The organism is Pseudoalteromonas sp. MMG005 (assembly GCF_018101015.1).
GTDB classification, from domain to species: Bacteria; Pseudomonadota; Gammaproteobacteria; order Enterobacterales; family Alteromonadaceae; genus Pseudoalteromonas; species Pseudoalteromonas aurantia.
The window spans coordinates 54,660-78,267 of record NZ_JAGJEK010000018.1 but is presented as its reverse complement, the minus strand read 5'-3'; the positions used below and the strand labels follow the sequence as shown (position 1 = coordinate 78,267).

Annotated in this window: 21 protein-coding genes; 17 read left to right on the top strand and 4 right to left on the bottom strand. The window is 39.4% G+C overall.

Annotated elements, in window-relative coordinates; genetic code table 11:
• Positions 1 to 116: 116 nt before the first annotated feature.
• Together J8M01_RS15180 and J8M01_RS15175 are read right to left on the bottom strand one after the other, a co-directional pair.
• The gene (locus J8M01_RS15180; RefSeq protein WP_211058560.1) at positions 117 to 1,721 is read right to left on the bottom strand and encodes a methyl-accepting chemotaxis protein; all 1,605 of its coding nucleotides are present in this window, start codon (positions 1,719 to 1,721) and stop codon (positions 117 to 119) included.
• A 145-nt stretch (positions 1,722 to 1,866) separates the two neighbouring features.
• Complete coding sequence (locus J8M01_RS15175) at positions 1,867 to 2,094, bottom strand: hypothetical protein (RefSeq protein WP_210994898.1); 228 nt, start codon at positions 2,092 to 2,094, stop codon at positions 1,867 to 1,869.
• 316 nt (positions 2,095 to 2,410) lie between these two features.
• On the opposite strand from J8M01_RS15175, the gene hisG reads away from it, so the two are divergent.
• The 9 genes from hisG (at position 2,411) to J8M01_RS15130 (ending at position 10,407) form a co-directional block, all read left to right on the top strand.
• Complete coding sequence (gene hisG / locus J8M01_RS15170) at positions 2,411 to 3,310, top strand: ATP phosphoribosyltransferase (protein ID WP_192509256.1); 900 nt, start codon at positions 2,411 to 2,413, stop codon at positions 3,308 to 3,310.
• Positions 3,311 to 3,314: 4 nt separating this feature from the next.
• Positions 3,315 to 4,616: a histidinol dehydrogenase gene (gene hisD, locus J8M01_RS15165; RefSeq protein WP_211058559.1), complete on the top strand. Its 1,302-nt coding sequence runs from the start codon at positions 3,315 to 3,317 to the stop codon at positions 4,614 to 4,616.
• The gene (gene hisC / locus J8M01_RS15160) at positions 4,606 to 5,679 is read left to right on the top strand and encodes a histidinol-phosphate transaminase (protein ID WP_211058558.1); all 1,074 of its coding nucleotides are present in this window, start codon (positions 4,606 to 4,608) and stop codon (positions 5,677 to 5,679) included. Before hisD ends, hisC begins: the two co-directional genes overlap by 11 nt.
• 10 nt (positions 5,680 to 5,689) lie before the next feature.
• On the top strand, positions 5,690 to 6,751 hold the full coding sequence (gene hisB / locus J8M01_RS15155; RefSeq protein ID WP_211058557.1) for a bifunctional histidinol-phosphatase/imidazoleglycerol-phosphate dehydratase HisB: 1,062 nt from the start codon (positions 5,690 to 5,692) through the stop codon (positions 6,749 to 6,751).
• A complete protein-coding gene (hisH, locus tag J8M01_RS15150; protein ID WP_192509252.1) occupies positions 6,748 to 7,338 on the top strand; it encodes an imidazole glycerol phosphate synthase subunit HisH in 591 nt (196 codons plus the stop codon). The genes hisB and hisH overlap by 4 nt, the downstream gene beginning before the upstream one ends.
• 11 nt (positions 7,339 to 7,349) lie before the next feature.
• Entirely contained in the window at positions 7,350 to 8,084 is a 735-nt protein-coding gene (hisA, locus tag J8M01_RS15145) for a 1-(5-phosphoribosyl)-5-[(5-phosphoribosylamino)methylideneamino]imidazole-4-carboxamide isomerase (protein ID WP_192510141.1), read from the top strand.
• Complete coding sequence (gene hisF / locus J8M01_RS15140) at positions 8,066 to 8,845, top strand: imidazole glycerol phosphate synthase subunit HisF (RefSeq protein ID WP_192509251.1); 780 nt, start codon at positions 8,066 to 8,068, stop codon at positions 8,843 to 8,845. The genes hisA and hisF overlap by 19 nt, the downstream gene beginning before the upstream one ends.
• Complete coding sequence (gene hisIE, locus J8M01_RS15135) at positions 8,836 to 9,447, top strand: bifunctional phosphoribosyl-AMP cyclohydrolase/phosphoribosyl-ATP diphosphatase HisIE (protein ID WP_211058556.1); 612 nt, start codon at positions 8,836 to 8,838, stop codon at positions 9,445 to 9,447. Before hisF ends, hisIE begins: the two co-directional genes overlap by 10 nt.
• Before the next feature lie 192 nt (positions 9,448 to 9,639).
• Positions 9,640 to 10,407: a glycosyltransferase family 25 protein gene (locus tag J8M01_RS15130; protein ID WP_211048867.1), complete on the top strand. Its 768-nt coding sequence runs from the start codon at positions 9,640 to 9,642 to the stop codon at positions 10,405 to 10,407.
• Positions 10,408 to 10,606: 199 nt separating this feature from the next.
• On the opposite strand, the gene J8M01_RS15125 is transcribed toward J8M01_RS15130, so the two are convergent.
• Complete coding sequence (locus J8M01_RS15125; RefSeq protein WP_210994890.1) at positions 10,607 to 11,131, bottom strand: RICIN domain-containing protein; 525 nt, start codon at positions 11,129 to 11,131, stop codon at positions 10,607 to 10,609.
• A 662-nt stretch (positions 11,132 to 11,793) separates the two neighbouring features.
• On the bottom strand, positions 11,794 to 13,572 hold the full coding sequence (locus tag J8M01_RS15120; protein ID WP_211058555.1) for a PDZ domain-containing protein: 1,779 nt from the start codon (positions 13,570 to 13,572) through the stop codon (positions 11,794 to 11,796).
• A gap of 185 nt (positions 13,573 to 13,757) precedes the next feature.
• On the opposite strand from J8M01_RS15120, the gene J8M01_RS15115 reads away from it, so the two are divergent.
• The 8 genes from J8M01_RS15115 to ilvN all read left to right on the top strand — a co-directional run bounded on the left by J8M01_RS15115 (position 13,758) and on the right by ilvN (position 23,565).
• Positions 13,758 to 15,302, top strand: coding sequence for a GGDEF domain-containing protein (locus J8M01_RS15115; protein ID WP_192509245.1), 1,545 nt, complete (start codon positions 13,758 to 13,760; stop codon positions 15,300 to 15,302).
• 14 nt (positions 15,303 to 15,316) lie between these two features.
• Positions 15,317 to 16,660, top strand: coding sequence for a nucleotide 5'-monophosphate nucleosidase PpnN (gene ppnN / locus J8M01_RS15110; RefSeq protein WP_211058554.1), 1,344 nt, complete (start codon positions 15,317 to 15,319; stop codon positions 16,658 to 16,660).
• Entirely contained in the window at positions 16,657 to 17,439 is a 783-nt protein-coding gene (gene xni, locus J8M01_RS15105; protein ID WP_211058553.1) for a flap endonuclease Xni, read from the top strand. The genes ppnN and xni overlap by 4 nt, the downstream gene beginning before the upstream one ends.
• A 66-nt stretch (positions 17,440 to 17,505) precedes the next feature.
• The gene (locus tag J8M01_RS15100) at positions 17,506 to 17,892 is read left to right on the top strand and encodes a DUF3192 domain-containing protein (RefSeq protein WP_192509242.1); all 387 of its coding nucleotides are present in this window, start codon (positions 17,506 to 17,508) and stop codon (positions 17,890 to 17,892) included.
• Entirely contained in the window at positions 17,892 to 19,583 is a 1,692-nt protein-coding gene (locus tag J8M01_RS15095) for a hypothetical protein (RefSeq protein WP_211058552.1), read from the top strand. Before J8M01_RS15100 ends, J8M01_RS15095 begins: the two co-directional genes overlap by 1 nt.
• 257 nt (positions 19,584 to 19,840) lie before the next feature.
• Positions 19,841 to 20,848, top strand: coding sequence for an isocitrate dehydrogenase (locus J8M01_RS15090; RefSeq protein WP_192509240.1), 1,008 nt, complete (start codon positions 19,841 to 19,843; stop codon positions 20,846 to 20,848).
• A gap of 495 nt (positions 20,849 to 21,343) precedes the next feature.
• Complete coding sequence (locus J8M01_RS15085) at positions 21,344 to 23,068, top strand: acetolactate synthase 3 large subunit (protein ID WP_210994884.1); 1,725 nt, start codon at positions 21,344 to 21,346, stop codon at positions 23,066 to 23,068.
• Entirely contained in the window at positions 23,068 to 23,565 is a 498-nt protein-coding gene (gene ilvN / locus J8M01_RS15080) for an acetolactate synthase small subunit (protein ID WP_211058551.1), read from the top strand. The genes J8M01_RS15085 and ilvN overlap by 1 nt, the downstream gene beginning before the upstream one ends.
• The last annotated feature ends 43 nt before the right edge of the window (positions 23,566 to 23,608 follow it).

Below are 23,608 nucleotides of genomic sequence, written 5' to 3'. Positions count from 1 at the left end.
TTGCTCTGAAAATACCTGTTGTATAGACAAATTTTTAGTACTGCTAGAATATTTTCGATAATTGTACGAATAGTTGGCGTATAGAGCAAGTCACCTCTATACGCTTGGCTGCAGCATTAGACTTTAAATTTGCCTAATGCATCTTCAAGATGGGCAACGTTATCTGAGAGTACATTTGCGGCAGATTGAGCTGACACTGAGTTACCGACCGCAACAGTGGCTATATCATTAATATCGGCAATATCATGACTAATTTCCTTTGTAACCGCGGCTTGCTCTTCCGCTGAAGCCGCGACTGAATCAATCATTCTATTTACAGTCTGCGCTTGACTCACGATATCCTCTAACGCAGCCAACGCTTCTTCACTCAATGACACTCCTTTATCAACCACATCGGTACTTTGCGCCATTCTAGAGACCGCTATATCCGTTTCTTGTTGAATCGCGCTTATCGATTCCGCAACTTCCTGTGTCGCTGTCGCCGTTCGGCTTGCTAACCCTCTTACCTCATCAGCAACCACGGCAAACCCTCTCCCCTGTTCACCAGCACGCGCAGCTTCTATCGCAGCGTTCAGTGCCAACAAATTAGTTTGTTCCGCAATCTCATTTATCACTTTGATTATTTCGCCAATTTGTTTACCCCGTTGCCCTAGGTTACCAACTGAGTCTGACAAGTCTTGAATCGTGGTTGATACGTTGCGAATACTTAGGACCATTTCGTTTACAATTTTTCCTCCATGGCTTGCACTGCTACCCGCTTGGTTTGCAATGTCAGCTGCGTCAACACTTTGATGGGCTACTTCAGCAATAGAGCTACTCATTTGTGCCGCAGCAGTAGAGATTTGATCTGCTTTTTGCTGTTGCCCTTTGATCCCTTCAGCCACTTGCTGATTAATTGTTTCGAGCGTTGAGCTGCTGCTACCAACCTCACTGGTTACCGATTTGATTTGCCCTACCAATGTTGTCAAAGCTCGTTGCATATCGTTTATAGAGGATGATAAAGCACCTATTTCATCCGTATTACCTGTGGTAAGCGGCATAATATCTAAACGGCCTTGGGCAATGTTTTCCGCTTGTGCAGCTACCAACTTTAAACGTTTCGATATAGAGCTTCCCAACCGCCACGCAATCACAACACTAATGGCAATTGCAATAAGAGTAATCACCACCAGCACTTTATTGAGTAAATCTAGTTCGTTCTGAATTTTGTTCATTGCACGTGATGTATCATCCCTTTCTTCATTCGCGCCTAATTCCAGCATATCCTCTAGTTTAGATATATAGCGCTGTTCAACATCAATTAAAGTCCTGAGCTTATCTTCCATAGGTGCAGTTGAATTAATTATCTTTTGATTAGACATGTCTAATACGGCATCAATTAAACTTTTTATTTCTGCCATAACTCGTCTATCTGCGGGCTTTTTAGATTCTAATTTATACAATTTATCGTAGTAGTCTAATAACTCATTTTTATCTTTATTATAAGTAAGAATGGCGCCATCAACATTGTTTACTATTGCATACAATGCCGTATTTACATCGCCGAGCTCATCGATAAGCTGCATGTAAACAAATGCACCAGGCACGTCGTCACGTGCAACTTCTTTTGTTACGTCTGATATCTGAATTTCTTTAATAATTACAAAAGCAGAAGTGCCAGAAAGTAAAAACAATACTGCAAAAAATGCAGCATAGAGTTTTTGAACTATAGTAAGACTCATGTTTACAACCTTAAATAAACTGCATGTCCGTTGCATTTTTCTTTTCACTACTTAAGTAGGGAAAAGTGTAATAATATTGGTAAGTTAAAAATAATTATATCTTGAAGGGCTTAAAAATTACAACTTTTTTATTAGTACATAAGCACTATGCCCATGTATCAAGGTGTTTGTCGCTTTCAGGGTCTTGATTGTTGCTAATTTGTTTGTTTTTTGCATCTATGTGCTGTTTTTTCTTTTTCATTTCTTCTTTTTTTGCACGCTCTAATTTTACTCTATCAATTGCACTTTCTTGTACCCCAGCTATATAAAATAATGGTTTATGCTGAACCTCTAAACGAACAATGTTAAACAACAATGGTTTAAGTGCATCCATTTGATTCACCTCTTACCGTTTACCTTAACTTATTATCGGCAGTTATAAGATATACTAAAGCTTATAAAAAAAAAGCTTGCGTTACTTTCTGTAAATATGTTTATCTATATACGTAATCAAATACTAACGAAGAGTTAACCATGTTCAATACTATGACAGCTATACATCACCATCATCATTCATCGGGATAACCTGTCAGGTATTTCGCTGGTGGGTTATTCCTAAAAGGAACCTCCGGCGAGCAAAAAATCATAGCTTATTTTCGCCCCGAGGTTCCCTCGGGGTTTTTAGTTTTATAACTTAAGGAAAATAAATTATGAGCAACACAAATAGACTACGTATCGCAATTCAAAAATCAGGCCGTTTATCAAAAGACTGCCAAGACCTTTTAAAACAAATTGGCGTTAAACTTAACTTACGTGAACAGCGTTTAATTGCGCACTCAACCAACATGCCTATCGATGTATTACGTGTGCGTGATGACGATATTCCAGGTTTAGTGATGGACGGAGTATGCGACCTCGGCATTGTTGGTGAAAATGTCCTTGTAGAGTCTCAAGCCGAAAGACAAAATCAACAACAGTGCGCTGATGTAATTAAGCTATCCAAATTAGATTTTGGTTATTGCCGCTTAGCACTTGCGTGGCCACAAGAATTAGGTGAGCAATCAAAATCATGGTTTGAAGGTAAAAGAATAGCGACAACATACCCAGAAATATTAAAGCAATATCTTAAGCGTGAAAATATAAATGCAAGCGCTGTGATGCTTACCGGGTCGGTGGAAGTCGCACCAAGAGCTGGGTTGGCTGATGCGATCTGTGATTTAGTCTCTACAGGCGCGACGCTAGAAGCCAATGGTTTAATGCAAGGAGAAACAATTTTAGAGTCTAACGCTTGCCTTATTCAAAACCCATCACTTCAAGATCCTGAAAAATTAGCTTTAATTGAAAAGTTAATGCCGCGCTTGAAAGGCGTAAAACAAGCAAAAGAAAGCAAGTACATTATGCTCCATGCACCAAAAAACAAGCTCGACGAAGTTTGTGCTCTGCTACCAGGCACTGGTCAGCCAACTTTACTTGCCCTGGCTGGCAGCGATGAATACGTCGCATTGCATATGGTCAGCAGTGAAACTCTATTCTGGGAAACCATGGAAGAATTAAAAACATTGGGTGCAAATTCAATTCTCGTTATGCCAATTGAAAAAATGATGGAGTAGGCACGTGATCCGTTGGAACGACTTGACGTCACAACAGCAGCGAGGCGCTCTAATGCGCCCAGCTGTATCAGCCAGTGCAAGTATTGAAGCCACTGTTAATAACATAATTGAGCAAGTCAAACAGCTCGGTGATGCGGCACTTATTACATTTGCTGAGAAATTTGATAAACGCAGTAATGTGAGACTTATTGTCCCGCAAGATGAGATAGATAACAGCGCACACGCGTTATCGACGGAACTGAAGGCGGCAATTGATACCGCATATAACAATATTAAAATGTTTCACCAAGCACAACGACCAAAAAACATCGAACTGGAAACTACGGCAGGCGTACTATGTGAGCTTCGTTATCAGGCAATTGATGCTGTTGGTCTTTATGTGCCAGGTGGCAGTGCACCATTGCCTTCATCTGTGTTAATGCAAGGTGTTTGTGCGCAACTTAGTGGCGCAAATACAATTGTTCTCGCGACGCCTGTAAATGGTGATAAACGCATTGATCCAGCTATCTTATATGCCGCTAAATTATGTGGCATCACGACGGTTGTTGAAAGCGGTGGAGCGGGTGCGATTGCAGCAATGGCGTTTGGAACAAGTTCAGTGCCTAAAGTAAACAAGGTTTTTGGCCCCGGAAATAGTTATGTCACTATGGCAAAGCAATTGCTAAGTCAAAACCAACCTGGATTCGCAATTGATATGCCCGCAGGCCCTTCAGAAGTACTGGTCATTGCCGATCAGCGTGCTAATCCTCAGTTTATCGCTGCAGATCTTTTATCTCAAGCAGAACACGGCCAAGATTCACAGGTAATTTTACTCTGTAATGATCAGGAAACAATTAACCAAACTCAGCAAGCTATCAGTTCACAACTTTCATGCCTGCCTCGTGCAGACATCGCAAAAGCAGCAATGAAAAATAGCAGTTTGATATTAGTTGATTCAATCGAGCAAGCTTTCAAAGTTTCAGCAGAATATGGGCCTGAACACTTAATCTTACAACTCAAAGAGCCTCAGAAATACTTAGACTTGGTTACCAATGCCGGTTCTGTATTCGTGGGAGATTACACACCAGAATCTGCAGGGGATTACGCATCTGGCACCAATCATGTGTTACCGACTTATGGTTATAGCAAAGTTTATTCTAGCTTAAATCTATTAGATTTCTTTAGAACATATACGGTCCAAACAATATCGAAAAAAGGGCTTAAGTCATTAAGTACGGCGATACTCCCCCTTGCAAAGGCCGAGGGGTTAGACGCTCACGCCTATGCCGTAAAAGTAAGATTGGAGCAATTAGAAAATGACGAATAAACCAGCACAAGCAACCTTATTGCCTGACAACATAGCAGCATTGACAGCTTATAGTTCAGCTAAAAGCGAAAAAATATCGGGCAATACTTGGCTAAACGCGAATGAAAGTCCGTATACGAAAGAGGCGTGCATCGAGATTCGCGCCTTAAATAGATACCCAGATCCACAACCTCAGGTTGTTATCGATGCCTATTCAACTTATGCAAGTGTGGACTCTGATCAGGTCATTATGACCCGAGGTGCAGATGAAGGTATTGAACTCTTAGTACGTACATATTGTGAACCGGCAAAAGACCGTATATCCCTGTTCTTACCAACCTATGGGATGTATAAAGTAACTGCCGATACCCACAATGTTCAAATTAACAGCTTATCTCAAGACTTATTACTCAATGGTGAAGTAAAAGACATCATTAATGCTGTGTCAGGTAGTAAGCTGGTGTTTATATGTAATCCAAATAATCCAACAGGTGCCGTCACCTCTGTAGAAAAGATTGCTGAACTTACTAAAGCGCTAGCAAATAAAGCCATTGTTGTTGTTGATGAAGCGTACATTGAGTTTTCTGAGTCATATTCTTGTGCATTATTAATCAAAGACTTTGATAATCTAGTTGTATTGAGAACCTTGTCAAAAGCATTTGCATTAGCGGGTTTGCGTACTGGCTTCATGTTAGGCGCCAAAAATACACTCGCTCCGGTTCGTAAAGTAATCGCGCCCTACCCAGTTTCAACTGTTGTGGCGCAAATTGCCGCCAATGCGTTATGCAGCGACGCAATTACACAAATGCGACGCCAAGTAGTGATCTTGAATAAAGCAAAAGCAACGCTCATAGATTGGTTGGAGCAATCTCCCGCAGTGTCGAAAATACTCAGTGGTGAAGGCAACTTCGTTACTTTGCAATTAAAAGACAAAGCACTTTTAACGCTTGCTACCAACACAGGTTTAATAATGAGGCCATTTAAGTTATACAACCAAGATAACTGGTTACGCATATCAATTGGTAATGAACAAGAATTAAAATCTGTAAAAGATTGGCTGAACGCCATCTCTGCGCAGGTGTAAGGAATTAATCATGAGTAGTCCATATTTATTCATCGACCGAGATGGCACGTTAATAGATGAGCCAGCAATAGACAAGCAAGTAGATAGCCTTGAAAAGCTCGTGCTGTTACCAAATGTGATAACAGCCTTGTTACAACTTCAAAATGCAGGTTACAAGCTTGTCATGGTATCTAACCAAGACGGGCTTGGCACTGATAGTTTCCCAACTGCTGACTTTGATATTGCACAAGACAAAATGATGGAGATCTTTGAAGGTGAAGGCATACGTTTTGAAGACGTTCTCATATGTCCCCATTTTGACGAGCAAGCCTGTCAATGTCGTAAGCCTAAAACCGGGTTACTGACCGATATTATGCGCTCTGGCAAAGTGGATCTTGCTAAATCTTATGTGATTGGGGATCGTCAAACCGATATAGGTCTTGCCGAAAACTTATGCATTGAAGGCATTTTGTATGAAGGAAGCTGGTCCCACATTGTCACACAATTAACGACATTAAATAGGCAAGCGACTGTAAGCCGTAATACAAAAGAAACACAGATCAGCGTATCAGCCAACCTAGACCAAACAAAAAATGGCGAAATTTCGACTGGACTAGGATTTTTTGACCACATGCTAGACCAAATAAGAACGCACGCCAATATAGGCTTGAATATTATCGCTAAAGGTGACTTACATATTGATGAGCATCACTTAGTAGAAGATGTTGGCATTGCTTTGGGGCAAGTGATAAAACAAGCACTTGGTACAAAATCACAGATTGCCCGATATGGATTTTCACTCCCAATGGATGAATGTAAAGCCGAATGCCAGCTAGATTTGTCTGGGCGGGCGTCATTTGTACTCAATGCCAATTTCACACGACAGAGCACCGGCGATTTGGATGTGCAAATGGTAGAGCACTTTTTCAAATCTTTAGCAGACAATGCACAGTTTAGTCTAATTTTGTCGGTGTCTGATGGAAATTGCCACCACCAAGTTGAAGGGTTATTCAAAGCGTTTTCACGCGCTTTAAGAATGGCGATAGCCCAAGATATAACCCAACAAACGGCAAGCTCTAAGGGGTGCTTATGATTGCAATTATAAATACTGGGTGTGCCAATATAAACTCTGTGCGGTTTGCCTTTGAGCGGCTGGGTGTTACCCCTGAAGTTATTACTGATCCTCAGCAATTGGTACACTTTGACCGTGCAATATTACCAGGTGTTGGCCATGCTAAAGTGGCAATGGAGCGCCTTACTAGCTCTGGGTGGAATGCGGCAATTGATGAGTACCAAAAGCCTTTAATGGGCATTTGCCTAGGTATGCAGCTACTTTGTGATAAAACCGCAGAAGGCGATATAAACTGTCTCGGTAAAATACCTGGCGTGATCTCTCAACTAGATGTGAAAGACTTAACTGCACCTCACATGGGATGGAATAATTTAAGCGAGTGTATCAAGCACCCATTAACTGAAAATATCAATAGCGACGACCAGGTGTATTTTGTACACAGTTTCGCGCATGCAGTCAGTTCAGTAACCCTTGCTCAGAGTGAGTATGGTCAGCGTTTTTCTGCAATCGTAGCGAAAGATAATTATGCAGGAATGCAATTTCACCCTGAACGAAGCGCTAAAATTGGCGCAACTTTGTTACAAAACTTTTTAAATTGGCAGCTGTAAAGGAATTTATGATGATCATACCTGCGCTAGATGTATTACAAAACCAGATTGTGAGGCTATATCAAGGTAAATACGATACCGCACAATTTTATCCGTTTCAGTTAGATGAACGACTGATGTCTTACCAACAAAGTGGTGCAGAAAAGTTGCACTTAGTCGACCTTGAGGGCGCCAGAGACCCTAAAAATAAACAGTGGCTGCAAATTCAAGCCGCGACCAGCGCGTTATCTGTACCCTATCAAGTCGGCGGTGGTATTCGTAGCTATGAAGATGTAAAGCAATGGCTTGACGCAGGAGCCGCACAAGTTGTTATTGGTTCGATGGCGGTCGATAAACAAGCAGAAGTATCGAACTGGATAAAAGAATTCGGGCCTGAGTACTTTGTTATCGCCCTGGATGTTAATAAAACTGAAAGTGGGTGGGCACCCGCGACACATGGGTGGCTTTCTGATGCGAAAGTCGATTTGTTTGAATTAGTCGATTTTTATGCCAGCCTAGGCATTGCTGACTTTCTATGTACGGACATCAGCAAGGATGGCACGATGACAGGTCCATCATTTACTCTTTACGAACAACTGTGCAAGCACAATCCTGCTATAAAGGTTCAAGCTTCTGGTGGGGTAAGCTCATTAGAAGACATAGAAAAACTAGTCAAGATTGGCGTCAGCGGCATAATCCTTGGAAAATCGTTATTAGATAATGCGTTTACAGTTGAGGAGGCGCTAAAATGTTATCAAAGCGCATAATTCCCTGTTTAGACGTGAAGAATGGACAAGTTGTTAAAGGCGTCAAATTCAAAGGTCATGAGGTCGTCGGAGATATATTGGATCTTGCTAAACTATACAGTGAAGCTGGCGCTGATGAATTAGTATTCTATGAAATAAGCGCCAGTGTTGAAAAGCGCTTACTGGATGTAAATTGGGTAGAAAATATAGCGAGGCATATCGATATTCCCTTCTGTGTTGCTGGGGGCATTAAATCCGTTGCGGATGCTGCGAAAGTACTCGAGCAAGGCGCAGATAAAATAAGTATTAATAGCCCTGCCATTGCCCGACCAGAGCTTATTAAGGAATTACATGATGAGTTTGGTAAACAATGCGTCGTGGTAGGTATAGATAGTTTTTATGATGAACAATCAGATGAATACTTGGTCTATCAGTTGACTGGAGATCCAAATGCGTCTAGCCGTACACGCTATAAAACCCAAGATTGGGTTAGGAAAGTTCAAGAGCTTGGCGCAGGTGAAATCGTATTAAACTGCATGAATCAAGATGGCGTAAGAAAAGGCTATGATAACGACCAGTTAAGTCAAATTCGAGCAATATGTGACGTACCTCTTATCGCTTCTGGCGGCGCTGGTACCATGCAAGACTTTGCCGACGTGTTTACAAGCAGTCACGTAGATGGCGCTTTGGCCGCTAGTGTATTCCACAAAAACATAATAAATATAAAAGAGTTGAAGCAATTTTTAGCCACTCAAAATATAGCGAGCAGATTATGCAATTAACACCAACCAACATTTCAAAACTAGATTTTGAGAAAGCAGAATTATTACCTGCTATCGTTCAACACGCCACATCAGGTGTGATCCTCATGCAAGGATTTATGAACAGAGAAGCAATAAATGTAACGTTAGAGAAAAAATTAGTCACCTTTTATTCTCGCTCAAAACAGCGTTTATGGACTAAAGGAGAAGAGTCTAACAATGTGCTCAATTTAGTGAGTGCGCATACTGATTGCGATCAAGACTCTATCTTAGTGCTTGCTATTCCTGAAGGACCTACTTGCCACTTAGGGACTCAAAGCTGTTTTGGAGAAGCAAAACCTGCCCTTGGGTTTTTAGCCGAGTTAGAACAAGTGATTGTATCTCGTAAGCAAGATGACCCTAAGACAAGCTATACTGCTTCATTATTTGCCAAAGACATCAGTCGAAGCTGCCAAAAAGTAGGAGAAGAAGGCGTTGAAGTCGCATTAGCAGCTATGAAGGCAGACAAAAATGAACTAGAGAATGAATCTGCTGATTTACTTTATCACTTGCTGGTGTTGTTACAACGAAGTGAAACTGATTTGTCGAGTGTTATAAGTTGCCTACAAAGCAGGCAGAAATAACGCTATTCTGTTCTTTACGGTTTACCATGGTATGCTTGCTAAAAATAGTTAAGGACCTCACCATGGTAAAACCTCTTCATTGCGCTTTTGCTCTTGTTATTGGTTTAACTGGCTGCAATTTATTATCGTTTGTAGTAACAGCAAAAATAGATAAAAGTACTTTTGGCATTTTAAACTTGAGATCTCACTGAAATGAGTAATATTGTTCCCCCCATTTTTTTGATTAATTTAGATCAGAGCACACAACGTTTGAAAGCCTGCTCGGATAGACTAAACCAACAAAGCTTGAGCTTTGAGCGAATCTCGGGAGTATATGGTAAATCCCTCAGTTATGATGAATTACATCGCCATTATAGTACAAATTTAAATAGCAAAAAATACCACCGAGCACTTAGTCAAGGGGAAATTGGTTGCTATTTGAGTCATAGAAAGGCGTGGCAAACCATCGTTGACCGTAAACTTGATTATGCCATTGTAATCGAAGATGATTTCAAACTTGTAGGAAACCTACATGATGTTTTTAATACGATCAAAAACCTCAATTTCGATTGGCAACTCATTAAGCTTGCAGCCTATGAAAACCGAAAAAAGCCGATTGCATACTCACAAAAATTAAATGGTCTGTTTAGTCTTGTAATTCATAAAAAAGCCATGACAGGATGTTGCGCTCAAGCGATTAGTTTAGAAGGCGCAAAAAGACTTCTTGAAGCCTCTGAGCAATTTGCCAGACCTGTAGATACTGATATACAGCATATTTGGGAAACTGCAGTGCCAGTTTATTCGATAATGCCCTACTATATTGAACAAGCGGGTGAATTTGAAAGTGATATAGCTAAAGCGTCGAGTAGCACACCTGTTAAAAAGCATTTTTGGAAGCGAAAGTGGCATCAGTTTCAAGAAAAACGACTAAATATGATAGCCACTCGCGACGTAATTAAAGCGCTGAAAGAGCGGACCTAAAATTGGTGTATAACACCTATCCACTTTGTGTTAATAATAAAATTTACAGGGATAAATTGAATTTACAGTGTTTTTATACTCTTTCCCTGGATCATTATGTACAATCGTTTTATTTTGAAATTCTCATTGTATTTTTTCAATCAATAGTAAGTCAAAGAGCAACTTTAGTTTAAAGTGCCCTTTGACTATTTAAAATAATTTATTTTACAGTATACCAGTATTGGTCATCTGAAAACTTTTCCCAATCCCAAATAACCACATCAGCCCCATGGCTACCTGATTTACCCTTAGGGTCTAATACATAGCCCTTAGAGGTATTAATGAGTAAATTACCATCTATTCTCCAGTATTGGTCAGTGTTAAACTCACAGTTCCAGATACCTACATTTTCCCCTTTACTTCCATTTTCACCACGAACATCTAAACATAGGTCTGATGCCGCATTTTTTATTCTAAAGGAACCACCGAGTTTAATACTCTCCCACGTTCCCAAAGGTTCAATATACCATTTTTGATCTAGGGTATTATCACAGGTCCAAAGCTGTACATCACTTCGTTTAGCACCTGAAGTACCCTGTGGATCTAAACAGAGACCTTGAGCTGAATTCCTAATTTCAACTTGCGTGAATTGTTGAAATTCTAAACGCTCTGTTGCCGCATTTGAAAGCGAAGAAAAAACAGCTGAACATGAGAGTATTGAAAAAGCAATTTTTTTTAAATGCATATTATTATCCTTAAAAATATATAAACTCAAACTTGAGTGTCCCTATTTTATTCAATATGCACTTAGTGTCAATTCTTTTTATTTCCATAATTGACGCAACTTATTAACAATTTCATAAACAGCTATGTTATTTGTCGTCACCATCTAATTCATTGATTAAATTCGATTATATAAGATAAGGCAATATAACGTTTTAATCCGTATTTTTAGGTCAAGAAGAAAATTAGAAATAACTCACAGTACAATCGTGCTTTAGTTCAGCTCAGTAACATCAATATTTGATTAAGCGCTAACCTATTTAAACATGACAAAATAGGTTAGCGCAGTGGAAAGTTAATTCAGGGAAGTCCACACATCTACATTTACTTAGACGGCAATGTATCAGCTTAAAAAATTAATGGGTGATAAGCTTACAAGTCGTCATTTTAATAGTCAGTATACTGAAACGATGATTAAAGTGAAGGTAATAAACAGGCTAGATATGTCCAAATACCAACAACAGAGTTAAAATTAAGCAATTGATTAGTAGTCCTCTATTTGATCAACAAGGCTCTGAAAATATACATTAGATAGTAAATAATAAGCGAAGTTAACTCCGCTTATTATAAATTCAGAAATTTTATATGGCCATACTTAAATAAAAAGTAACATTCAATATAAACCTACATATTATATGGATGTGGTACTCCCATCCAAGATTGATACATTCTTCTCTGCAATTTTGATGGGTTTTTAATTGCCTTCACTTCTTTAGGCATATTATAGTCTTTTTCTAAAGTAATATAAGTGCTATGTATTTTATGTCTACGAATAAAATCTACACGGACCTTTTTTTCAGGTTTTAATAACTTTAGCGTCTGTGCCAACGAATTCCTTACATGATGGCCATCAATGGCGACGATTTTATCACCTGCTGTCAATCCCCCATTCCAAGCAGCTCCATTACGAGCTACATGTGTTAAAAGTAACAACTCACCTGAAATACTAGCCTGAGCATTAATACTCGCGGTTATTTCAGCTGATGTAGGCAGTACATGTTGTAGACCAACCAAACTGAGTAGTTCGTCAAAATCAATGTCTAATGGACTATCTACGTGCGTAGTCCACCAGTGAGAATAATCTTTACCGCTCACTTGCTTCAGTATATTCTTCACATCCTGACTGGTAAAAGATTTTGGCAGCTTAAATTGCTTGTAAAGTTCCCGATGAACATCTTTATAATTTACCGCACCATCAGAATCCTTTAATAACGTAATATCCAATGCCATAGATATTAACGCACCTTCAGAATAAATGTTTGTACTATAATTTCGGCCATGATCTCCTCCTTGATTAATCCACTTATCAAAGCTGGTTTCCGCCGCAGATTGAACTTCTCGACCAGGGGTCGCCAAATGCCGGTTAATTGAGCGAGTCAAACTTTTGAAGTACTCTTGATTGGTGGTTATTCCTGCACTTAGTAATAGATAATCTTCTAAATAACTCGTAGAACCCTCCGCCAACCATAAAAGATCACTATAGTTAATGTCGACATAATCGTAAGGAACTAGGCCAGAAGGGCGATAATTTTTAACATTCCATGTATGAATGAATTCGTGCGCCGCAGTAGAAATGAAACCTATATAATCTTTTCTTTTTGAAAACTTATCTCTATGCCTCTGGATTATAGTTGAATTTAAATGTTCGGTAGCACCTCGGGCACCACTTGTAGCGTGTACCATAAACACGTAACGCTCATACGGATAATCATCCCAGATCAGCGACCCAGTTTTGACCAGCTTTTTAAGGTCTCGCAACATAAGCGCAATATCATAATTCCCCTCTCCCCAAACAACTAACTCATATTGTCGGCCATCGACTTCAAACTTACTTAAATCATTTATACCAGTCTCAATTGGCGAATCTAATAACACATCATAGTTTTGAGCAACAAAACTGTGTTCATTGTCACCGAATTTCATACCAGAAACAGAACGCCACGCTTTGGGAACTTCCAACTCAACATTAATGGGTTCTTGCCTGAATGAATCACTAAACATGAAAAACCCTGAAGCATCAATGAATGCATGACTATCATCGATGTGCCTAGCACGCAGTCCAAGTTCATTCGCGTATACTTGGTAATTCACTTTCACTTCTGTTGGCTTATCAAAATGGACTCGCCAAGTATTTTTATCTACTTTATTCCAGTCTAATTCAACACCAAGGCTATTTGTCGCAGAGAACAAACGTACACCATTTGCCAAATTCAAAATCTCGTAACGACCAGTCCGCCAATCGGGCAACTGGATATCAATGTGAGATTGCGCTAATTTTGGAAATGAAATTGATACATTGCCTAAATGATGTTCTGGTTGATCTATTTTCAGCCTATATTCAACCTCAGCAAAAGACAAAAACGGCAATGCCGTCAAGGCTAGCCAAGCAGTATTTTTAATCATAATTATTTCTACATAACGTCGGTTCCACGGACCCTAACAAAGATACGACCGATTATTTAAAAAACGCGGTGAATCTACATTATTGGATGAATAATTAGCAGCTAATTACAAAATCATCTACATTAATCAAATATTTGTTGTAAACTTAAAAGCGTGTTTATCTACGATGGAAGTGGTCTATATTTGTGACTGATAATACTGAGCAATTAGAAAAAAAACTCGGACAAGCAATAAAAGTTCGCAAGGCCTTAGAAACAGCAAGAAAACATCAAGTAGATGTGCTTTCTCAATTTTCTGCGAAATTATCGCTAAGCTGCAAAGGACAAGACGTTGCCCTAGATAACCAACTTGCTAAATTTAGAAGTGCGCTTAACAAAGGCATGGATTTTGAGGAATTTGCCCCGTTAATCGACAATATGTCAGCAATGCTCAAGCAACAAGAAGCGGTGAATTCTGCTAATCATAGAAAATTATTGGAATCGATCACAACCTCAGGAAAACAACTTCAAAGAGTAAAAGGTTTACCTGAAGATGGCAGACGAATGTTACGCCATTTACTTGATCATGAATTGGACGTACAGTCCACGAACGAGTTTATACCAATCCTTGATAAACTCGTGACGATTTATCACAAGGCATTGCAAAGTAAAGCAACTATTTTAACTGATTCTGACGCAAACAGCCGTTCTGATAAAAATCCAGAGATTGCAGCTGAATTACTCGCACTGGCTAACGAGCTTATTTTTGATGAAGATGTTGCTAACGAAGTAAAAGCGATAAAGAATAATATTAGTCTCAATGACAACGTCGACGTATTGTTAGAGTCCGGTTTAGGGATAATAAGGATCATTGCAAAAAGTATTGCCAGAGAGCGTCAATCTGCGCAGGGTTTTTTGGTGTCGTTAAACCAAACACTAGAAGAACTTCATACATCTATCATTAGTACAACCAAAAACTCACGTTCAATGAGTAATGAGCTTAATGGTTTAAATAAGCAAATTGAATCAAAAATAAAAAACCTCAATGAGCAAACTCAAAAAGCGACATCGATAGCGGAGCTTAAATCATTAGTGGACGGAGAACTGAAAATTCTAAGTCACGATTTGGTTGAGCGAGAAAGATTAGAGCGAGCTGATAAAGAAGCCCTTTTTGCAAGCTTCGAGCAAATTAACGAGCGCATTAATGTACTTGAATCTAAAGTAACTAATTATAAAAAGCGCCTATCCGAACAACGTTTTAAGAGCTTGTTAGATGGGCTTACCAAGCTACCTAACAGAGCCGCATTTGATGATAGATTTAATCAAGAGTTTCATTTATTCGATGTGCAAAAATCAGATGTAACCCTCGTTGTAATTGATGTTGACCACTTCAAATCTATCAATGATCAGTATGGTCACAGCGCCGGTGACAAAACACTGCAAGTCATTGCTCGCGCATTGAAAAAGTCTATTAGAAAAACAGACTTTATTGCGCGTTATGGCGGCGAAGAGTTTGTTTTACTTATGCCTGGAATGCCACTAGGCCAAGCAAAACAACCGTTAGAGAAGGTCAGAACCACAATTAAGTCGATCCCTTTTAAATTTAAAGAAAAACAAGTACAAATCACTATTTCTTTAGGTGCAACACAATTTAGAGATGGTGATACACCGTTGTCGGCTTTTGATAGAGCAGATGATGCACTTTACGAAGCAAAAAATAGCGGGAGAGACCGAATTTGTCTTCGTGAATAACAAGGAGTATGCCTATGCAAATACAGTTAAACCCAACAGGTGTTTTGAACCTTCTATCTCAATTAGAAGTAGACTTACTGCAACAATCATCACATAGTAAGCGCTATCGATTGTTTAGAAACTGTGCACTTGCAGTACTAAATGTTGGTAGCCATACTGACTCAAGTTCAGAAATCTATAATAAATACCAAGATTTTGCTATTCGCCTTATTGCTAGAGAACGCGGAATTAAAATCGAGTTAGATAACCCACCTAGTACGGCTTTTGTTGACGGTGAGATCATCATAGGGATCCACGAACACATTTTTTCTGTCATTCGTGACATCCTTTTTATTTGCCAAAAGCATCAAGAACAAATCGAAGCCCCCCGTGAAATCACACATATGGTTTTCGATATGCTTCGTAATGCAGATGCATTGCAAGTAAACACAGACCCGAATTTGATCGTTTGTTGGGGTGGCCACTCAATTAACGAAACTGAATATAAATACACCAAGGAAGTTGGGTATCAGCTTGGTTTACGTGGTATGAATATATGTACTGGCTGTGGACCCGGAGCAATGAAGGGCCCAATGAAGGGTGCCACCATTGGTCATGCAAAACAACGTATCACCAGTAATCGCTATTTAGGGTTAACTGAACCCAGTATTATTGCTGCTGAACCGCCTAACCCGATTGTGAATGAGTTAGTGATACTGCCTGATATAGAAAAACGTTTAGAAGCGTTTGTCCGTATGTCACATGGTATTATTATTTTCCCAGGAGGTGCGGGAACTGCCGAAGAGTTACTTTATTTACTCGGTATACTACTTCACCCTGAGAACGCTAAGCAATGCTTACCTGTTATTTTAACAGGCCCAAAAGAGTCTGCAGCCTATTTCAATGAGATTTGCGCATTTGTTGAAAGTATTTTAGGTAAAGAAGCACTTAGTAAGTTTGAAGTCATTGTTGACGACCCCGAGCTTGTCGCCAAGAAGCTCAAAAGCAGTATGGCAGATGTTCGTTTATATAGAAAGGAGCAAGGTGACGCATACTATTTCAACTGGACATTAAAAATTGACAATGAGTTTCAAATGCCATTTGCGCCTACTCACGATAATATGTCTGGTCTTAATTTACATCTAGAACAACCTACACAACAATTAGCCGCCAATCTGCGACGAGCATTTTCTGGAATTGTTGCGGGTAATGTTAAAGATGAAGGAATAAAAGCAATACAAAGCCACGGCCCCTATATTTTAAGTGGTGATACCTCTTTGATGAAAGATATGGATAAACTTCTGCAAGCATTTGTTGATCAAGGTAGAATGAAGCTTCCAGGCAGTAAATATATACCGTGTTATAAAATAAAAGCATGAAAAAAAACTTAGTACTTATTGACGCGCTGAATTTAATTCGGCGCATTTTTGCTGTAGATGTACAACAAAGTCACCACAGTGACCAGCATATAATTTCATCTTGCAAGTCTCGCGTGAAACACGCAACGCAAAAAATAATCAAAGCAACTAACGCAACTCACATGATTGCTATATTTGATGGCGATAAAAGCTGGCGTTATCATTATTTTGAGCAATATAAGCATTCTCGTAAACCTATGCCCAGTTTACTTGCCGATAATTTAAATATTATGGCTGAGGCTTTTTCGGAGCTTGGCGTTACAGCATATCGACCATTGCAAGATGAAGCTGACGATATCATTGCAACGTTAGCGGCTAAAGCACAAGCGGGAAGAATTCACTCTACGATTATCTCTACAGATAAAGGTTTTTATCCGCTAACAAGTGAGTACATTAGTGTATTTGACTATTTTAAAAAGAACTGGTTAACGGAGCAAGAAATTACGGAACGTTTCGATGTCCCAAAACATTTACTTATTGATCTCTGGGCGCTCGCTGGAGACAAAACCAACGATATCCCCGGTGTGCCAGGTGTAGGCAATAAATCAGCCTCACAACTGCTAAACAAGTTCGGTGATATTGAGTCAGCACTGGCGAGTGATGATTGCAAACAAAGCTTAAAAAATAAGTTAAACAGGGGTATGGATGATTTTATTATTAGTAAAAATTTAGTCACGTTACGAACCGACATTCATTTAGGCTTCAATTTAAGTCAGATAAGATTGAATCATATACGTTAGTCGCAACTATATTTTTCAAACAATGTGCTTTGCTATACTTAAAGCTAATTATTTGGTGAGCCTTACATGATAAAAAAAGTATTACGTTATATTATTTTGGGGCTAGCGGTTTATGCAGTCATTGTTATGCTTGTCATCAACTTCTACAAGGATGATCCTCAAGCTATGATTTGGCAAGATAGAGAAGCGTTTAATAATCGCTTTATCTCAAAGCTTAAAATAGGGGAACATATTGCTATTGACGACGTACTCGAAACGCTTGGAAGCCCCGATTTGACATTTTTAAAGAAGAAAAACAATGACATTGTTCAAATTGTTTACTTTAGAACTCAACTGGTTAAACCTGATGGGATTACAACCAAAGATGAATGTACTGGTTTGTTATTTAAAAATGGAAAACTGACGCTTTGGGGCCCTAGCGCCTCGGTAGCCTATGAAAAGGCGTTCAATTAGTGCAAGCTTTTAAAGCAAATCCTAACCAACTAAAGCGCCTACTTGAGCATACCCATCAGGCGCTTCGGCTTTACTATAGTAAAGAAAAATGGCCTACAATTTACCCGGTATTAACCCAACTTGCTGAACGGTTTGTGCTATTGTACACACAAGTACCGAATGCCCTTCATGCTCATTTACAGTTTTATGCCAAAAACCATGGCTACACAACAAATTTAGTTGTCAATCAATCGATCCTTATCTGCGCATTATGCAAAGCAAATGGTTACTCACCTGAGTTTACAGAAGAGCTGGTACTTGCTTGTTTATCAGATCACATCTGCAGCACCAATGAAACCAACCGTAAGGCAAGTGGTAAACCTCTTTCATCACAAGAACAAAAATTACTCAACCTACGTCATCAAATTGCTATTAAAATGCTAAATAGTGCTAAAGTACCTAATGGTCAGTTACAAAGGATACTTGCTCGGCTAGATAAATACACCGCTTCAATAACTGGGGTTAAAAACATACCCTTGTATGACAATACAACGGTGCTTGTATGTTTGTCTAAACGTATAGCCAAAGCGATCACACCCAGACCTCAAGTAAGAACATTTAGTGTCATACAGGCGATAAAGTCACTTTACCTCAATACACATAACGTCTTTGCTCAATCGAGTTTAGTAACACTTGCTAAGCAATTTTCCGACTGCCCGTCAGGAGCAATGGTATCCTATAAAAAAAGTAATGCACTGCTTCTCGCTAAGGAAGGGAAAACTGTAACACTTGCGTTACTAGAAAATACACAAGTAAAAGGTATTGTCAAAACAACTAAGCAATTGAGCTTAATATATAAACCAATTATCACCGATGATAAAACCCTACTATATAGCATCTGGTTTAACGATCTAGTCAGAATGACCCCGTCTGAACTTCCTACCTCTGAGTCCATTTTAGATGCCATTGCTGAATTAGGAAGTGATGAATATGTTGAATTCAAAGCAATAGAAAAAAATATTGCGCCTTTCACACAGCTTGAACATGCGCTACGACAAGCCGCACGACAGTATAATCGACAAGGTCAAAAGGCTACGACCCTAAGACATTGTTTGACAATGGTAGGGTTGGATACTGCGGGTTTACTGTGTCAACGCGTATTACTTGAAACACTATTAGCCGATAAACCCCACCCTTTCTCCACCGACATATGGTGTAAATATGCCTTATTTAACAAAGTCATTTACGTTTTGACTCAGCATTCTAAGTCGGATCTATTTGAAACACTACTTGGCCCGTTCACCGCTGCAATATACTTTATGTTGTCTAAACATGACTCTCAAGTGATGCGATTGATAAAAACGCCATCTGACCAGTTTTCTCAAAAGCCCTTATCCATCGCACATATTTTTGGGTTTGAACAGCTTGATAACGCTGAGTTCGAACAATTTATTCAAAAGTATTTCAAATATTCAAGCATGCACAATGCTTTTGCTGAAACTGAATTTATGGATAAACATGCACTTTCAATACACGCCAAATATTTTTCTGCCATCAAGCTCATCGTGGTTATGATGCTGACTGGCAATGATGAGTTAACCACATGGCAAAACCAAATACTCGAATTCACATTAGATGAATTTAGCTGGAAGAGCCGTACACTATTCTTTAATACGCTACTAGAACAATCACCTTATTGCACAACGGAGTGATAAACATCACTCAAAGTTTATACAAATTGCTGTAAATTCCACCCTTTATCAAGAACATAAATACAAAACATAGTAAGTATAATTACAGGTTATACCAATTAGCCATTCCTAACTGGAATATATCATCATAAATTGATATAAATCGCCCTTAAAAATTCAAGCGAACAGACACCTTCTTACTTTGTTTACTACAATTAAACATTTAGATGCTCAACGTGAGCTGGTGTTATATATATTTTTGATAAAGGAAACCTACAATGGCTAAGCAAACCATTACTGTAATTAAAGGCGACGGCATCGGCCCGAGTATTATTGACTCAGCAATCGAGATCTTAAATGCAGCTGGCTGTGACTTTGATTACGAATTCGTAGATGCAGGTCTTGCAGCTCTTGAAAAAACAGGTGAACTATTACCTCAAGAAACATTAGAGGTGATTGAAAAAAATAAAATCACTTTAAAAGGTCCTTTAACGACTCCAGTTGGCGAAGGCTTCACGTCAATTAATGTAACTTTACGTAAGCAATTTGGCTTATATGCAAATGTACGCCCTGTGAAGTCATTTGAAGGCACAAAAGCACGCTATGACGACATCGATATCATTACTGTTCGTGAAAATACGCAAGGTATGTACTCAGGGCTTGGCCAAGTTGTATCTGATGATGGCAACGAAGCTGAAGCAATGTCAAAAATCACACGCGAAGGTGCTGAAAAAATAGTAACTTTTGCATACGAGCTGGCACAGCGAGAAGGTCGTAATAAAGTGACAGCCGTTCACAAAGCGAACATCTTAAAGTCAACATCAGGTTTATTCTTAAAAGTTGCACGTGAAATTGGTGAGCGTTACCCTGATATCGAATCAGCGGAGATGATTGTCGATGCAACATGCATGAAATTAGTAATGACGCCTGAAGAGTTTGATGTCATTGTAACCACAAACCTGTTTGGCGATATTTTATCTGACTTATGCGCTGGTTTAGTAGGTGGTTTGGGCATGGCACCGGGTGCAAATATCGGTGAAAATGCAGCAATATTCGAAGCGGTTCATGGAAGTGCACCTGACATTGCAGGTAAAAACCTTGCAAACCCCACTTCAGTCATTTTAGCGTCAATCCAAATGTTAGAATATTTACAAATGGGTGATACCGCTGAGCGTATTCGAAACGCAGTTGCCGACGTAATCAAAACCGGTGACAGAACAACACGAGATTTAGGTGGTAACCATGGTACCACTGACTTTACACAAGCCGTTATTGACCGCTTATAATTAGAAATAAAGTATCAAAGCCCGCCATAGTGCGGGCTTTTTTGATCTATCAATGTATGTATTTACCACATTTCATCTATCTTTTGAGCCTACTAGCTGCAAACTCAGAAAAGCTACAGCAATTTTACTATTTTGTACATTGGATTAGGAATAAAATACCATAACGGCACAATTGACTGCATAATAAATCCAAAGTAAATCAACAAAGAACAATAAAAAGCAAAAAAAACACTAAAAAAACGACTTTTAGAGTTATTTATGCAATAAAACTGTTTCCCTATTGACTTAATAGCCAAAAACACTTTTAATAACTTTTGTTAATTATTATTTGGATCGTCACCAAAATGAAACGTATTTCTAGCCTTAATGTCCTCGTCCTGGTCTTATATATAAGTCCAGCGGGGCCGTGTTGAGCAAGTTTACGCTTTAACCCCGCAAATGCGGGGTTTTTTTTTGGTCAAATTTATATATTCAGTCGATAACTGAGGAATGAGGATGAATAAAGGGCAATTTAATGGCTCAGAATTAGTCGTAAAAGCACTAAAAGAGCTAGACGTAGAATACATATTCGGTTACCCCGGAGGTTCAGTACTAGATCTATATGATGCACTATTTCAGCAAAATGACGTTAAACATATACTCGTTCGTCATGAACAGGCCGCAACACATATGGCCGATGGATATGCCCGTGCAACTGGTCAAGTCGGTGTAGTATTGGCAACCTCGGGACCTGGCGCAACAAACTGTATTACTGGCATCGCAACAGCTTATATGGATTCAATTCCGATGGTAGTACTGTCAGGTCAAGTTCCTTCTAGTTTAATCGGTGATGATGCTTTTCAAGAAACTGATATCGTTGGTTGCTCTCGACCTATTGTTAAGCACAGCTTCAACTGTCGAAACGCACAAGATATTCCCAGTATACTAGCAAAAGCCTTTTATTTAGCGGCTAGCGGACGCCCCGGTCCTGTTGTGGTTGAGTTACCTAAAGATATTCTCAATCCACAAACAAAATTCGAATATCAATTTCCTAACAACACTGAAATGCGTACCTACCATCCAAGTGTGAAGGGTCACCCTAAACAAATTAAAAAAGCCGTGAATGCAATATTGGATGCAAAAAAGCTGGTCGTTTATTCTGGCGGCGGCATAATACTGTCTGACACGTCTGAGCAACTTACGGAACTCGTTGAGTCTTTGAATGCACCTATAACTAACACCTTAATGGGACTTGGTGGTATTAGTGGTACTCACCCAAATTTCATTGGCATGCTTGGAATGCATGGGAGTTTAGAAGCGAATAAAGCAATGGCCAATGCCGATGTAATTTTAGCTTTAGGTGCTCGATTTGATGATCGTGTAACCAATAATGTTAAAAAGTTCTGTCCAAATGCGACTATTATTCATGTTGATGTAGACCCTACGTCTATTTCAAAAACAATTCCCGCTCATATTCCTGTTGTAGGTTGCTTAGCCACTGTACTGACGCAACTACAAACGGCACTCGACAATAATGACAAACGTATTGATCGGTCTGCACAAGAAGATTGGTGGCGACAAATAACACAATGGCGAGAAGTTAAGTGTTTAGATTACGCCAAAACGGATGACTGCATAAAACCACAGACAGTCATTGAAAAAGTATATCAAGTGACTAAAGGTGAGGCCTATGTGAGCTCAGATGTAGGTCAACATCAGATGTTCGCAGCGCAATATTACCCCTTTAAACATCCTCGTCAGTGGATTAATTCAGGCGGTCTTGGAACAATGGGGTTTGGTCTACCTGCAGCGATGGGCGTAAAACTCGCATTCCCTGATAAGCACGTTGTCTGTGTTACGGGTGATGGTTCAATCCAAATGAATATACAAGAGTTATCAACTTGTTTGCAATATGGCCTTGCTGTAAAAATCGTGTCTTTAAACAATCGTTCTTTAGGTATGGTCAGACAGTGGCAAGATATGATGTATGATGGCCGGCATTCAAGCTCCTATATGGAATCTTTACCAGACTTCGTTAAGCTTACTGAAAGCTACGGACACGTGGGTATTCGGGTAGATCACCCTGACCAATTAGACGCTGCGCTAGAAAAAGCATTTTCTATTACAGATAAGCTCGTGTTCCTTGATATTAGAGTAGATGAAAAAGAACATGTGTACCCTATGCAAATAAAACTGGGTGCAATAGACGATATGTGGCTTAAAAAAGGAGTTAAAGGATAATGCGTAGAATACTCAGTGTTTTATTGGAGAACGAGCCAGGTGCCCTATCACGTATTGTTGGGCTATTTTCTCAACGAGCTTACAACATCGACAGTTTAACGGTCGGTACAACTGATGATAAGACCTTATCTCGAATTACCATCACAACCCATGGTGACGATAGAATCGTTGAGCAAATAACCAAACAAGTAAATAAACTTGTTGATGTACTAAAAGTAATTGACTTGACCGATATGCCAAACATTGAACGTGAGTTGCTGCTTGTTAAAGTTTATGCAAAAGACGAGGTGACTCGTGCTTCCGTGACACGCATTGCAGATGTATATAACGGAGCAATTATTGATATGGGAAAACAAAGCTATACACTGCAACTAGTAAGTAGTGCAGAGAAGATAGAATCTTTTCTCGATATGTTGCGTCATGAAAGTGACATTATTGAACTGGTTAGGTCTGGTGCGGTGGGTATTGGCAGAGGAGATAAGGCACTTAAAGGCTGACATTTACCCTATACTAAATATATAAAAGGGGCCAAAAGCCCCT